This window comes from Actinoplanes sp. NPDC051861, from assembly GCF_040681145.1.
Classification (GTDB): domain Bacteria; phylum Actinomycetota; class Actinomycetes; order Mycobacteriales; family Micromonosporaceae; genus Actinoplanes.
In genome coordinates this window covers 243,204-257,296 of sequence record NZ_JBFAYE010000003.1, presented here as the reverse complement: position 1 = coordinate 257,296, position 14,093 = coordinate 243,204, and the positions used below count along the sequence as shown (strand labels likewise).

Annotated in this window: 13 protein-coding genes; 7 read left to right on the top strand and 6 right to left on the bottom strand. The window is 70.7% G+C overall.

Annotated features, from left to right (window positions below; translation table 11 throughout):
- The first annotated feature begins 37 nt into the window (after window positions 1-37).
- Both AB0M02_RS12030 and AB0M02_RS12025 read left to right on the top strand, forming a co-directional pair.
- Window positions 38-700, top strand: coding sequence for a cutinase family protein (locus AB0M02_RS12030; RefSeq protein WP_364224973.1), 663 nt, complete (start codon window positions 38-40; stop codon window positions 698-700).
- Between the two features lie 203 nt (window positions 701-903).
- The gene (locus AB0M02_RS12025; RefSeq protein ID WP_364224971.1) at window positions 904-1,542 is read left to right on the top strand and encodes a DUF4360 domain-containing protein; all 639 of its coding nucleotides are present in this window, start codon (window positions 904-906) and stop codon (window positions 1,540-1,542) included.
- On the opposite strand, the gene AB0M02_RS12020 is transcribed toward AB0M02_RS12025, so the two are convergent.
- The 5 genes from AB0M02_RS12020 to dhaK all read right to left on the bottom strand — a co-directional run bounded on the left by AB0M02_RS12020 (window position 1,536) and on the right by dhaK (window position 6,991).
- Window positions 1,536-2,825 (bottom strand): YibE/F family protein, encoded by a 1,290-nt coding sequence (locus AB0M02_RS12020; protein ID WP_364224969.1) that lies wholly within the window; start codon window positions 2,823-2,825, stop codon window positions 1,536-1,538. The two genes, AB0M02_RS12025 and AB0M02_RS12020, sit on opposite strands and share 7 nt — an antisense overlap.
- 62 nt (window positions 2,826-2,887) lie before the next feature.
- A complete protein-coding gene (locus AB0M02_RS12015; RefSeq protein ID WP_364224967.1) occupies window positions 2,888-3,550 on the bottom strand; it encodes an acetoacetate decarboxylase family protein in 663 nt (220 codons plus the stop codon).
- A gap of 78 nt (window positions 3,551-3,628) precedes the next feature.
- Window positions 3,629-5,197 (bottom strand): methyl-accepting chemotaxis protein, encoded by a 1,569-nt coding sequence (locus tag AB0M02_RS12010; RefSeq protein WP_364224965.1) that lies wholly within the window; start codon window positions 5,195-5,197, stop codon window positions 3,629-3,631.
- A 165-nt stretch (window positions 5,198-5,362) separates the two neighbouring features.
- A complete protein-coding gene (gene dhaL, locus AB0M02_RS12005) occupies window positions 5,363-5,986 on the bottom strand; it encodes a dihydroxyacetone kinase subunit DhaL (protein ID WP_364224963.1) in 624 nt (207 codons plus the stop codon).
- Between the two features lie 3 nt (window positions 5,987-5,989).
- A complete protein-coding gene (gene dhaK, locus AB0M02_RS12000; RefSeq protein ID WP_364224961.1) occupies window positions 5,990-6,991 on the bottom strand; it encodes a dihydroxyacetone kinase subunit DhaK in 1,002 nt (333 codons plus the stop codon).
- Window positions 6,992-7,087: 96 nt separating this feature from the next.
- On the opposite strand from dhaK, the gene dhaM reads away from it, so the two are divergent.
- The 3 genes from dhaM to AB0M02_RS11985 all read left to right on the top strand — a co-directional run bounded on the left by dhaM (window position 7,088) and on the right by AB0M02_RS11985 (window position 9,323).
- A complete protein-coding gene (gene dhaM, locus AB0M02_RS11995; RefSeq protein WP_364224959.1) occupies window positions 7,088-7,474 on the top strand; it encodes a dihydroxyacetone kinase phosphoryl donor subunit DhaM in 387 nt (128 codons plus the stop codon).
- Between the two features lie 34 nt (window positions 7,475-7,508).
- Window positions 7,509-7,769, top strand: a complete 261-nt coding sequence (locus tag AB0M02_RS11990) for an HPr family phosphocarrier protein (RefSeq protein ID WP_364224957.1) — start codon at window positions 7,509-7,511, stop codon at window positions 7,767-7,769.
- A gap of 174 nt (window positions 7,770-7,943) precedes the next feature.
- Window positions 7,944-9,323, top strand: coding sequence for an endo-1,4-beta-xylanase (locus AB0M02_RS11985; protein WP_364224955.1), 1,380 nt, complete (start codon window positions 7,944-7,946; stop codon window positions 9,321-9,323).
- 65 nt (window positions 9,324-9,388) lie between these two features.
- Here AB0M02_RS11985 and AB0M02_RS11980 read toward each other — a convergent pair whose 3' ends face one another.
- Window positions 9,389-10,666: an acetyl-CoA C-acetyltransferase gene (locus AB0M02_RS11980; protein ID WP_364226050.1), complete on the bottom strand. Its 1,278-nt coding sequence runs from the start codon at window positions 10,664-10,666 to the stop codon at window positions 9,389-9,391.
- Between the two features lie 52 nt (window positions 10,667-10,718).
- Between AB0M02_RS11980 and AB0M02_RS11975 the strand changes: the two genes are divergently transcribed.
- Window positions 10,719-12,041 carry a 3-oxoacyl-ACP reductase gene (locus AB0M02_RS11975; protein WP_364224953.1) on the top strand — a complete coding sequence of 441 codons (1,323 nt, stop codon included), beginning with the start codon at window positions 10,719-10,721 and terminating at the stop codon, window positions 12,039-12,041.
- A 1-nt stretch (window position 12,042) separates the two neighbouring features.
- Window positions 12,043-12,972, top strand: coding sequence for a MaoC/PaaZ C-terminal domain-containing protein (locus AB0M02_RS11970; protein WP_364224951.1), 930 nt, complete (start codon window positions 12,043-12,045; stop codon window positions 12,970-12,972).
- Window positions 12,973-14,093: the final 1,121 nt, after the last annotated feature.

Genomic DNA, 14,093 nt, shown 5'->3' with positions numbered 1-14,093 from the left:
GGGTGCAAGAACTATCGGCAGACGGAAGGACGTCGAGATGCGCAAGAGCAGGGTGGTGACACTCGTGGCGGCGGGTGCGGTGGCTGTGGGAGGCATGGCCGTGGCACCCCTGACCTTCGCCGCGGAAGCGCCCCGGAACGGATGCCCCGATGTGGAGGTGCTGGGCGCGCGCGGCACGACCGAACGCCCCGGGCTGGGTGTACTGCTGACGCCGCTGGCGCAGCGGATCACCCGGGAGGTGCCGCAGACCGTGCGCACGACAGCGGTCGACTACCCGGCCTCGTTCAACTACACCGCGAGCGTGCGGCAGGGCGTGACGGACCTGACCGCGAAGGTCCAGCGCACCGCCGCGGCGTGCCCGGACACCGCGTTCGTGCTGACCGGGTACTCGCAGGGCGCGGACGTCGTGGGTGACGCCGTGACCGGGCCGCTCGCCGGCGACCTGGACCAGGTCGCGGCGGTGCTGCTGTTCGGCGACCCGAGCTTCACCGCCGGTGAGGCCTTCAACGTCACCGACGGCAACCGGTCCGGGATCTTCCCGCGCCGCCGGGGCAGCCTGGGCGCGGTCGCCGACCGCACCCGGTCGTTCTGCAACCGCAACGACCGGTTCTGCCAGGGTGGCACCAGCCTGGCGGCGCACCTGGACTACAACAGGTTCATCGGCGACGCCACGGAGTTCACCGCGGACCGCGTCGGATAGCACACCACGCACGGCGGCGGGCGGCCATTCGGGAAATCGGGACGAATGGCCGCTCTGCCCCAACTTCCGTTCGGCTGTTCTCGGCACCGCTCATAGGGGTCCCGGAAATCACTAGGGTTGGCTTTCGAAAGGATTGCCGAAATCCCTTTCCGAATCGCTCTCCGATTCGGCCGGGAATTGCTGAGAAAGACGGGGGTATTCTCATGTTGCGCACTATCACCGCGGGTGTGGCACTGCTCGGCGCGCTGGGCGTGGCGGCACCGGTCCAAGCGGCGCCGCCACCGGTGCCGGACGAAATGATGATCATTGACGTGGTCAAGGCGAACGGCTCTGGCTGCGCCGACGAGAGCGCCGCGATCACCGTGTCCGACGACAACAAGGCCTTCACGGTCATCTACTCCGACTACCTCGCGCAGGTCGGCCCGAAGGCGGACCCCACCGACTTCCGCAAGAACTGCCAGCTGGCCGTCGACATCGACGTGCCGTCCGGATTCACCTTCGCGATCGCCACCGCCGACTACCGCGGATTCGCGAGTCTGCGCAAGGGCGCGTGGGCCGAGCAGAACGCCGGTTACTACTTCCAGGGATATACGCAGACAGCTCGTACCAAGCACACTTTCAAGGGCCCGATGGAGGACGAGTGGCAGCGCACCGACAAAGTCGGAATCGCGTCGCTCAACTTCCTGCGCTGCGGTGACCGCCGGTTCCTGAACATCAACACGGATCTGCGCGTCAATCGCGGTTCGTCGGACTCCTCGAAACACACCAACCTGATCTCGATGGACTCCACCGACGGCTCGATCGAGACCGTTTACCGGGTCGTCTGGAAGAAGTGCTACTGACGCTCCACGAAAGCCGCCCACGGGTCACCCTGCGGGCGGCTCGGCGGCGGTCCGCCGGCAGGTCCGGTGGGCGCCGCCGGGGCGACCGGGGCGGCCGGGCGCGACGAGCGGGCGGCCAGGTAGGCCGCGAGCGCCGTGGTGATCGGCACCGCGGCGACCAGCCCGATCGTGCCCACCGCGCTGCGCACCAGCTCCTGGGCGATGAGCTGGGAGGTGAGCAGCTCGCTGACCGGGGTGTCGCCGGCCGCGAAGAGCAGCATCAGGGGCAGGGAGGCGCCCGCGTACGCCAGGACGATCGTGTTGATCACCGAGGCGATGTGCGCGCGGCCGATCCTGGTGGCCGCGCCGTAGAGCCGCCGGAACCCGTACGCCGGATTGGCCACCGCCAGCTCGGTCACCGTGGCCGACTGGGTGACCGTGACGTCGTCGAGCACGCCCAGCGAGCCGATCACGATGCCGGCCAGCAGCAGGCCGCGCATGTTGACCTCGCCCTGCGTGATGGTGAGGAAGTTCGACGTGTCGTCGGCGACGCCGGTCAGGTGCACCACCGCCGTCGACACGGCCGCCAGCACCGCGGTGATCGCGAGGCTGGCCAGCGTCCCGGCCACCGCGATCGTCGTGGTGAGCGAGAACCCGTGCGTCAGGTACAGGACGATCAGCATGATCGCCGCCGCGCCGACGACGGCCACCGCGACCGGGGACCGGCCGTCCAGGATGGCCGGGACGATGAACCAGAGCAGGATGCCGAACGTGACCGCGAGCCCGGCCAGAGCGGTCACACCCCGCCACCGGCCGAACGCGATCACCGCCAGGGCGAAAACGGCGCCCAGCATCCACAGCTGGGTGGATCGCTGGTGGTCCATCACCGAGTAGCTGGTCGTGCCGTCGTCGGCGTTGAGCGCGATCAGCACCACCTCGTCGCCGGTCTCGACCTCCGGCGCGCCCGGGCCCGACGGCAGGTCCGTGGTGATCTCGGTGCCCGCCGCGCTGCCGCTGGTCAGCCTGACCGTCACGGTGCCGCAGTCGGCGAGCGGCACCTCGCCCTCCGGCACCTCCGGGCACGGCGTCCGGGCGACGGAGGTGATCTGCCCGTTGACCCGGGCCGGGCCCTCGCCGCCCTCGGCCGCCCGCGGGGTGCCGCTCGGCCAGAGCAGCGCCATCCCGATCGCGGTGAGCAGCAGCGCCGGGATCAGCAGGATCAGCGTGAGCCGGCGGCCACCGGGCAGGACCGGGTGCGCCTCACCGGGGGCGGGGTGATGGTGGTCGTGACCGGCCGGGTTCATCGCGCTCCTCAACGGTTCGGCGGTGCGTGGTGCCTGCCGAACCGTACCCGCGCGGCGTTCGTCTATGAACGGGCGGAGCGAGCCCGGTCGGTGGCGGAGCGGCCGAACACGAGCCAGAAGTCGGTGACGGCCAGGCTCAGCACGGGACGGCGCCCGGCGAGGTATCCGAGTGGGCCGCCGGGTTCCGGCCGCCAGGCCGCGTTCGCCGTACGCAATCCGGCTCTTCCTCGCACCGGTGTGCGCCGGACGTGATCACCCAGAGCCTGGGCCACCGTGAAGGCGATGGGCAGACGGCCCGGCAGCCGCCCCTTGAGCCGGACCAGCGCCGAGCCGATCGGCGCCGCCTCGCCCGGCACCGTGGCCGTCGCGTCCACCAGCGGATCGGAGTCGGTGTCGATGGTGAACTCGGCCATCTCCTTGGGGATGCCCCAGAGCCGCCGGCCGCCCTCGCGCGAGGCCATGCTGTCCACCCAGATGTCGGTGATGCTCACCCGGGGCCGTCCCCGCTCGTGCACCAGGACCGCGCTGAGCAGCTCCTGGTAATGCAGGACGCCGCCGGGCTCGTAGCGGACCCAGGCGGCGCCGACCGCGGCCCGGCCGCCGATCGTGATCGGGCGGACCGCCGCGGACAGGACCGGGGGCAGCTGCGGGAGCCGCCCCCGGGGGATCAGAAAGACCGACAGGAACATCTGACCGCGCAGGTGCCAGGGTTCGGGCGGGTACATGCCCTACACATTGGCACCTGTCGCTCAGTAGCGGAAGCTCGCTCAACAGCGGAAGCTCGCTCAGTAGCGGAAGCTCGCTCAGTAGCGGAAGCGGGAGACCACCGCCTGGAGCTGGTTGGCCGTGGCGGAGAGGTCGTCGGCGGCGTGCCGGGTGTCGCCGACGGTGTCGGTGGTCCGCCGGGTCGCGTCGGAGACCGAGGTGATGGTCGCGGCGATGTCGCCGGCGCCGCTGGCCGCCTCGGTGAGCGTACGGTTCATCTCCTGCGTGGTGGCCGTCTGCTCCTCGACCGCGGACGCGATGGTCAGCTGCAGGCCGTTGATCCGCTCGATGATCGAGGAGATCTCGCCGATCGCGGCAACCGCGCCGCTGGTGTCGGCCTGGATCGCCTGGACACGCTGGGAGATGTCCTCGGTGGCCTTGGCGGTCTCCTGTGCCAGGTCCTTGACCTCGCCGGCGACGACCGCGAAGCCCTTGCCCACCTCGCCAGCCCGGGCCGCCTCGATGGTGGCGTTGAGCGCGAGCAGGTTGGTCTGCTCGGCGATGCTGGTGATCACCTTGACCACGGTGGCGATCTCCTCGGACGACGCGCCGAGCCGGCCCACGATCGCGTTGGTGGCCTCGGCGACCTGCACGGCCTGCGCGGCGACCTCGGTGGCCTCCGAGGTGGAGACGCTGATGTCGCGGATGGCCGAGCCCATCTCCTGGGCTCCGGCCGAGACGAACTGCAGGTTGTTGGAGACCGTCTCGGCGGCCGCGGAGACCGTGCCGGCCTGCGCGGACGCCTGGTTGGCGGCGTCGTCGACGGCGACCGAGACCGAGCTGAGCTGGCCGGCGGCCGTCTGCAGGGTGGTCACGCTGCCGGACAGCTGCACGACGTCGTCGCGGAGCCGGGCGATGCCGCGGTCCAGGGCGGCGGCCATCCGGCCGATCTCGTCCTGGCTGCGGACACCGGAGGTACGGGTGAGGTCGCCCTCGGCGAGGCCCTCGGCGAGGTGCGCGACGCTGCTGACGGTCTCCCGTACCCGCGACGCGACCCGGAATCCGATCAGCAGGCTGAGCAGCACACCGGCGGCCAGCACGATCCCGATCGTCCAGGTCGCGGTGTTACCGGCCGACTCGGCGTTGTTGATGCTGTCCTCGGCGAGCGCCACGGCCCGCGCCTGCAGGGTCGTCTGGTCCTCCGACAGCGCGCTGCGCAGCTGGTCGTACTGCTTGACCGCGTCCGCCAGGTCGGCCGGGGTGGCCTGCGTACGGTCGGCGTTGATGAACTCGAGGTAGGCGTTCCAGTCCTGCTCGGCCTTGGCCACCACGCCCTCACCGGGCAGGCTCGCCCGCAGCGACGTGAACGACTCGCCGATCGCGGTCTGGTTGGCCGCCATACCCTGCTTGATCCGGTCAGCGAGGGCCGGGTACAGCTGCAGCGCGGAGACGTTGCCGCTGAACGCCTCGATGTTCGTGCTGAACTTGCCGACCGCCGAGGTGATGTCGATGGACTGCCGGTGTGCCGCCGCGGCGTCCCGGTTCAGGTCGTACACCGTCTTCACGGCCAGACCGCCGACCAGAAGACCGCTGACCGTCGCGGTCATCGCCGCCGCACCGATCTTCGTCCGCAGAGAGCGGTTGTCGAACAACCCACCGAAGCCCATGCCGTGCCCCTCCTCACCCGATCACTCGCTACGGCCGCAGGATCGGCAACGCTCTCACGAGCTTGAGGAACCACCGCATGCCGGACGCAGAGCGCCTCAGCGAAATTGTGGGTTGGCGCCGACTCCGGCGTGCCGAAGTCGGCGAAATCCGGGAAACGGTCTGACCTAAGCGGTCACATCAGCGAGGGCTCTGAAGATCAGTGCGGTGGAAGTGGCGCCCGGGTCCTGATGGCCGACACTTCGTTCGCCCAGGTAGGAGGCCCGGCCCTTGCGCGCCTGCATGGGTGTGGTCGCGCGGGCGCCCTCGTCCGCGGCCCGGGCCGCCGCCTCGGCGGCCGAGGCCAGGTCACCACCGGAGGAGACGGTCTCCTCGAAGGCGTCCAGCGCCGGCCGGAAGGCGTCCACCATCGTCTTGTCGCCGGGCTCCGCCCCGCCCAGTTTGCGTACCGCCTCCAGCCCGGCGTTGAGCCCGGCGACCACGGCGGGCAGGTCCACCTCCGCGCCGTCCGGCAGCGCCTTGCCGAGGGCGCGCAGGGCACTGCCGTACAGCGGGCCGGAGGCACCGCCCACCTTGGAGATCAGCGTGGTGCCGGCCTTGACGAACACGGCACCCACGGCCGCCGGGGCGGTCCCGTCGAGCCCGGCCACGACGGCGGCGAACCCCCGGTTCAGGTTCACCCCGTGGTCACCGTCGCCGATCGCCGAGTCCAATCTGGTGAGCAGGTCGGACTCGGCGGCGACGGCACCCGCGGCGGCACGCAGCCAGGCGAGGGCGAGAGCAACGTCCACGCCTCACGCTCCCCAGCGCAGGCCGGGGGTGCGCACCGGCGCGTCCCAGAGCCGGAGCATCTCGTCGGTGGCGCGGGTGAGGGTCAGCGACAGGCCGGCCATGTCGAGGCTGGTCACGTAGTTGCCGACCAGCCGCCGGGCGATCCGCAGCCCGCGCTGTTCGAGCACCGCGGCGACCTCGCCGTACACCAGGTACAGCTCCAGCAGCGGGGTGCCGCCGAGGCCGTTGACCAGCACGATCACCTGCTCGCCGGAGTCGATCGGCTTGGCCGCCAGGATCGCGTCGAGGGCCGAGCCGACCAGTGCCTTGGCCGGGCGCAACTTCTCCCGGCGGCGCCCGGGCTCACCGTGGATGCCGACGCCGACCTCGATCTCGTCGTCTGGCAGGTCGAATCCGGGACGCCCGGCGGCGGGCGTGGTGCCGGCCGTCAGCGCGTACGCGAACGAGGCCGACGCGGCGTTGACCTCCCGGCCGATCGCGGCCACCTCGCCGAGCTTTCCGCCCTCCTCGGCGCGCGCCCCGGCGATCTTCTCCACCAGCAGGGTGGCGCCGGTACCTCGCCGCCCGGCGGTCCAGGTCGAGTTCTCCACCGCGACGTCGTCGTCGACGAGCACCGTCTCCACGGTGATCCCCTCGTCGGCGGCGAGCTCGGCGGCCATCTGGAAGTTCATCACATCGCCGGTGTAGTTCTTGACCACGTGCACCACACCGGCTCCACCGTCGACCGCCTTCGTGGCGGCGAGGATCTGGTCCGGCACGGGCGAGGTGAAGACCTCACCGGGACAGGCGGCGTCGAGCATGCCGGGCCCGACGAAGCCGCCGTGCAGCGGTTCGTGCCCGGAGCCACCGCCGGACACCAGCGCGACCTTGCCGGGGCGGGGCGCGCCGGCCCTCGCCACGTACTGGTCGGTGGTGTCGACACGCAGGTCCTCGGGATGTGCGGCGGCGAGTCCGGCGAGCGCCTCGGCCACCACGTCGGCGGGATCGTTGAGAAATTTCTTCACGGCCGGCTCCTTCCAGGGGCGACGATGCCCTTCGACCCCCAGCATTGTCGCGCTGGGCGATTCGGCCAAGACTTTCAGTGACTAACATCCACGGGCATGGCGCTCGTGGGGATCGTGCTGGTGTCGCACAGCGAAAGATTGGCGCTCGGGCTGAGCGACCTGCTGCGGCAGGTGGCCACCGAGGAGGTACGCATCGAGCCGGCCGCCGGCACCGAGGAGGGCGAGCTCGGCACCAGTGCCGCCCGCATCGAGGCCGCCGTGCACCGGGCCGACACCGGTGCCGGCGTGGTCGTGCTGGCCGACCTGGGCAGCGCCGTGCTGACCGCGCGCACCGTGCTGGAGGACCTGCCGGCCGGGCCGGTGCTGGTGGACGCCCCGTTCGTGGAGGGCGCGGTGGCCGCCGCCGTGCTGGCCTCGGCCGGCGCCGACCTGCAGACCGTCGCCGAGGCCGCCCGGGAGGCCCGCGATGTCCCCAAGCTCTGAGATCCCGCCGTCGACGCCGCCCGGGAGGCCCGCGATGTCCCCAAGCTCCGAGGTCCCGGTCGTCCTGCCGGCCGCCCTGCACGCCCGGCCGGCTGGAGCCGTGGTGCGTGCCGCCTCGGCCTTCACCGCGACCGTCGAGATCCGCCACGGGGAGAAGGCCGCGGGTGCCCGCAGCGCACTGCGGCTGATGTCACTCGGCGCCGACGCGGGCACCACAGTGATCGTCCACGCTGACGGCGACGACGCGGCCGCCGCGGCCGAAGCGGTGGCCGAGGCGCTGCGCACCGCGACCTGATTCCGAAACTTTCGGAGACAATTTCTGAAATGGGCACGCTCCCATCCTGCTCATTCAAGGCCAAAACGGACCTGTCACCAGTTGAAGTCTGTCGATTGCGGAGCTAAAGTTTCGGTCCATCCAGAGCCACCTGTCGATGTTCCCCGCATCGACTGGACCGAAGGCAGATTCCCCATGACCCGTCCCCGTACCACCGTCGTCGCGCTGGCCGCCGGCCTCCTCGCCGCGGCCGGCGCGTTCGTCGTCCTCTCCCCGTCCGCGAACGCCGCCGCCACGCTCGGCGCGGCCGCCGCCGAGAAGGGCCGCTACTTCGGCACCGCGGTGGCCGCCTACAAGCTCTCCGACTCGGTCTACTCCGGAATCCTCAACCGGGAGTTCAACTCGGTCACCCCGGAGAACGAGATGAAGTGGGACGCCACCGAGCCGTCCCAGAACTCGTTCAGCTTCTCCTCCGCCGACACCATCGTGAACCGGGCCGTCGCCAACGGAGCGAAGGTACGCGGGCACGCGCTGGCCTGGCACTCGCAGCAGCCGAGCTGGGCGCAGAACATGAGCGGCACCACGCTGCGCAACGCCATGCTCAACCACGTCACCCGTGTCGCCACCTACTACCGCGGGAAGATCGACTCCTGGGACGTGGTGAACGAGGCGTTCGCCGACGGCTCCACCGGCGCCCGCCGCGACTCCAACCTGCAGCGCACCGGCAACGACTGGATCGAGGCCGCGTTCCGGGCCGCGCGGGCCGCCGACCCGGCCGCCAAGCTCTGCTACAACGACTACAACACCGACGGGCAGAACGCGAAGAGCAACGCGGTCTACGCCATGGTGCAGGACTTCAAGTCCCGCGGCGTGCCGATCGACTGCGTGGGCTTCCAGTCGCACTTCAACGCGCAGTCGCCGCTGCCCAGCGACTACCAGGCCAACCTGCAGCGGTTCGCGAACCTCGGCGTCGACGTGCAGATCACCGAGCTGGACATCGAGGGCTCCGGCACCACGCAGGCCAACTCGTTCGCCTCGGTCGTGCGCGCCTGCCTCGCGGTGACCCGCTGCAACGGCATCACCGTGTGGGGCATCCGCGACAGCGACTCGTGGCGGGCCAGCGGCACCCCGCTGCTCTTCGACGGCAACGGCAACCCGAAGGCGGCCTACAACTCCACGCTCTCCGCCCTCGGCGGCGGCACCAACCCGTCCAGCTCGCCGACCAGCTCCCCCAGCACCTCGATCTCACCGAGCACCTCGCCGTCCAACCCGAACCCGGGCGGCTCCGGCTGCACCGCCACGACCAGCGTGAACGCCTGGAACGGCGGCTTCGTCCTCACCGTGAAGATCACCGCCGGCTCGGCGCGCATCAACGGCTGGACCGCCGGCCTGACCCTGCCGTCCGGCTCGTCGGTCACCAACACGTGGAACGCGACGGCGTCCGGCACGAGCGGCGCGGTCTCCTTCACCAACGTCAGCTACAACGGCGGCGTCAACGCGGGAGCCAGCACCGAGTTCGGCTTCCAGGGCACCGGCAGCGCCCCCACCACCACACCCACCTGCACCTCCCGCTAAACCCCTTGCGTGTGGATTTCGGGTTCGGAGCGAGGCCGAAATCCACACGCGGCAAGGTCGGGTCGTCAGCGCTCGAGGATGGCGACGACTCCCTGGCCGCCGGCTGCGCAGATGGAGATCAGGCCGCGGCCGGAACCCCTCTGCGCGAGCAGCTTCGCCAGCGTGGCGACGATCCGGCCGCCCGTTGCGGCGAACGGGTGGCCGGCCGCCAGGGACGAGCCGTTCACGTTGAGTTTGGCCCGGTCGATCGAGCCGAGCGGCGCGTCCAGGCCCAGCTTCTCCTTGCCGAACTCCGGCGACTCCCAGGCCGCCAGAGTGGACAGCACCTGCGAGGCGAACGCCTCATGGATCTCGTAGTAGTCGAAGTCCTGCAGGCTCAGCCCGTTGCGAGCAAGCATCCGCGGCACCGCGTAGGCCGGCGCCATCAGCAGGCCCTCGTCGCCGTGCACGTAGTCGACCGCCGCCGCCTCGGAGTCCACGAAATACGCCTGGACCGGCAGCGAGTGTTCCGCCGCCCACTCCTCGGAGGCCAGCAGCACGGTGGAGGCGCCGTCGGTCAGCGGCGTGGAGTTGCCCGCCGTCATCGTGGCGCCCTCCTTGCCGTAGACCGGCTTCAGCGCCGCCAGCTTCTCCAGACTGGAGTCCGGCCGCAGGTTCTGGTCCCGGGTCAGTCCCAGATAGGGCGTCAGAAGATCATCAAAAAAGCCTTTATCGTACGCGGCAGCGAGCCGCTGATGTGACGTCAGCGCGAGTTCGTCCTGAGCGGCCCGGTCGACGCCCCACCGCAGGGCCGTCACCGCCGCGTGCTCACCCATCGACAGGCCGGTCCGCGGCTCGGCGTTGCGCGGCAGCTCCGGCATGAACGCCTGCTGCGGCCGGAACTTCGCCACCGCCCGGAGCCGCGCACTCAGCGACCGGGCCCGGTTGAGCTCCAGCAGCGCCCGGCGCATGTCCTCGTTGAGCTGCAGCGGCGCGTCCGACGTCGTGTCCACGCCACCGGCGACACCCGCGTCGATCTGCCCGAGCGCGATCTTGTTGGCGACCAGGATCGCCGCCTCCAGGCCGGTGCCGCACGCCTGCTGGATGTCGTAGGCCGGGGTGCGCGGGTCGAGCCGTGAACCCAGAACCACCTCACGGGTCAGGTTGAAGTCGCGGGAGTGCTTGAGCACCGCACCCGCCACCACCTCGCCGAGCTGCTCACCGGCCAGTCCGAACCGGGCGATCAGCCCGTCCAGCGCGGCGGTCAGCATGTCCTGGTTCGACGCCTGGGCGTATCGGCTGTTGGACCGGGCGAACGGAATCCGGTTCCCGCCCAGCACGGCGACGCGGCGCACGTTCGGCACGACTGTCCTCCACATCGATATCACCAAGGCTACTCACCGGTAGGCTACTCGCATGGCTGACAGGTACGCGAACTTCGCCAACTCCGGTCTGGGCCGGACCGTGGTCAAGCGCCTCGGGCTGCCTGATCCGCCCCGCCTGCGCCGCGACGCGGCCATCGACGGCCCGATTCTGCTGGGTGCGGCCCCAGGCGGCCGGCTCTCCGAGCCGATCCGCAAACTGCTGGAGGCCGCCGGCGCCGAGGTCGTCGACACCACGGAGGTACGCGCCGCCGCGCTCGTCCTCGACGCGACCGGCATCACCGGCTCGGCAGAGCTCAGGTCGCTTTACGACTTCTTTCACCCGTACGCAAGAAGCCTGAAGGTCTCCGGCCGCGTGATCGTGCTGGGCACCCCGCCGGAAGCCACCTCCTCGCCCTCGGAGGCGACCGCGCAGCGGAGCCTGGAAGGCCTGACCCGCAGCATCGGCAAGGAATTCGGGCGGGGGACCACCGCGCAGCTCGTCTACGTCGCGCCCGGCGGTGAGGGTGCCGTCGAGTCCACCCTGCGGTTCCTGCTCAGCGGCCGCTCCGCCTACGTCTCCGGCCAGGTGATCCGCGTCGGCGCCGGCGTCGCCGAGGTCCCGGCCGACTGGGACCGCCCTCTCGACGGCAAACTCGCCCTGGTCACCGGCGCGGCCCGCGGCATCGGCGCCGCCATCGCCCGCACCCTGGCCCGCGACGGCGCCGACGTGATCGCCCTCGACGTCCCCGCCGCCGGCGACGCCCTCGCCGACGTCGCGAACTCCACTCGCGGGCGCGCGCTGCAGCTGGACCTGACGGCCGCCGACGCACCGGCGCGCCTGGCCGGCTATCTGGCGGCGGGCCCGCGCGCCGGCGTCGACATCGTGGTGCACAACGCGGGCATCACCCGGGACAAGACGATCGCGCGGATGGATCCGTCGCTGTGGGACGCGGTGCTCGGCGTGAACCTGACGGCGCCGGAACGGGTCAATCAGGAGTTGCTCTCGCGCGACCTCATCCCGTCCGGCGGCCGGATCATCGGGGTGGCGTCGATCGCGGGAATCGCCGGCAACCGGGGGCAGACCAACTACGCGACCAGCAAGGCCGGCGTGATCGGGCTGGTCCAGTCGTGGGCGCCCCTGCTCGCCGGCCGCGGCGTCACGATCAACGCGGTGGCACCCGGCTTCATCGAGACGGCGATGACGGCGAAGATGCCGCTCGGCCTGCGCGAGGCCGGCCGGCGCCTGAACAGCATGTCCCAGGGCGGCCTGCCGATCGACGTGGCGGAGGCGATCGCCTGGTTCGCCTCACCCGGATCGTCGGCGATAACCGGGAACGTGGTGCGGGTCTGCGGCCAGAGCCTGCTGGGGGCGTGAGGTGACGGTCTACGTTCGTGCCGCGCTGGGAAGTCTGCCGGGTCGGCGGCGGGCCTCCGTGCTGCCCTCTGTGGAGCTGTCCGACCGGGGTGTGGCGGTGTCCCGGGATCACCTCGCGGCGTATGACCGGGTGTGCGGGTTCCGGCTGAGCGACACGCTGCCCGCTACGTATCCGCATGTGCTGGCGTTTCCGCTCGCCATGAAGCTGATGACGGCGGGCGATTTCCCGGTGCCGCTGATCGGCCTGGTCCACGTGTCGAACCGGATCAGTGTCTTGCGGCCGTTGCCGGCGGGGGCCGTATTCGACCTGTCGGTGCGGGCGGCCGACCTGCGCGACCATCCCCGGGGCCGGCAGTTCGACGTGCTCACGACCGCGGCGATCGATGGTGAGGTGGTTTGGCGGGAGGTGTCTACGTATCTGCGTCTCACGTCGTCTCCTGCGGCGGCTTCGTCACCCTCCCCCGCCTCGTCGTCTCCCTCCGCCGCGTCGCGTCCCCCCGCCGCGTCGCCTCCCCCCGCCGCGTCGCCTCCTCCCGCCGCGTCGCCTCCTCCCGCCTCGCGGCCTTCCTCCGCGTCGTCGCCCATTTCGGATTTTTCTGATTTATCGGGTGGTGCGGTGTGGCACGTTCCCGCGCGGGTGGGCACCGACTACGCCGCGGTCTCCGGAGACCGCAATCCCATCCACACGTCCCGTCTGGGTGCCCGCTTGTTCGGCTTCCCCCGCCCCATCGCCCACGGGATGTGGACCAAGGCGCACGCGATCGCCGCCCTTGAGGGCCGTCTCCCGGACAGTTACACCGTTGAGGTCGCCTTCAAACAGCCCGTCCTGCTGCCGGCGCGGGCCCTGTTCAGCACCGCGCTGTCTCCCACGGGCGCGACGTTCGCCCTCACCTCAAAGCGCCCCCACCTCACGGGCTCCATCACCTGTTGATTGTTCGGTGTTCCTCCCGTTCGGCAGGTCACCACGTGGCTTCGCCGATCGTTACTGTGGCCCGCCGACGGCCTGAGCCCGCTGTGCTGCGGGATCGCCGACAACTCCTGCTTCACCTTCGATTCGATCAACTTCCCGTGTCCGTTGCTGCGTCACGTTCGAGGTGCAGGGCCTGGACCGCGGCGTGGGCACGTTGCCGGTGAGGCTCGCATACGCCGGTGTCATGGTTTGAGGCGTTGCCGCCCTCGACGAAGCCCTGGCTGTTGATCGATGCGGCCGGGTGCTGGCCGGAGCTGCGGAGTCGTCGAGATCATGGAGAGTTGCGGTCCGAATACGGGCGAAAGTCTCCAAGATCTCGCCAGCCCGATGGATCATGGCGATCCGCGCGAGGCCCCACCGCAGTCCCCGACCCTAGCTCCCCGCCACCGCAGTTCCCGCCACCGCAGTTCCCGCCCTCCCAAGGGGGCAGCCCCCGCGGACAGTGTGGAGGAATTTTCTGCGCTGCGTCGGCCGCCCTGTGGACAACCCACTGATGTGGACAACCGCTGACGAGGGTGTCGCGCAGAACCCGTGCCAGCCATCCGGAGTGTGACCTGCGTTTCTGCGGGCAGGCGCCGTCCGGACAACGCCCGATCGCGCACCCCAGATCGTTCGGCCGGCACACAGTCAGGCAGCTCGGCTGCGAACTCTGATTCACTGTCAGCCGGCGCAGCTCAGCTTCGGGTCAGGGCGGCACAACAGGAGTAGATGCCAGCTCCCGGCCGCCCTGGCATCACGCGGATCGAGACGGCTGAAGCGCGCCGGGCGTCTCGGAGCGTGGTCCTCGGCTGGCGGTCACGTCCGCTGGCACTGGCGCACCTGATCTGGGCGGCGAAGGGTGGATACCTGCCAGCCAGGTTCGCTCGGCTGGCGCTCATTCACCGATGCGATAGTGCGTTGGGTGGACCAATGCCAGCCGGCCACGAATCGCGACGGCCCGGCCGTCGTCAGGACGCCTTCCGAGCTCATGATCAGGGCGCTGAGCTGCGGCTCGCCTCACTCGGCCGTCCTGGAGGCGCCTTGCCTGCACTGATCACCTCGCTGGACGACGACCAGCGGCCCAACCACCGAATCTGCCCCGC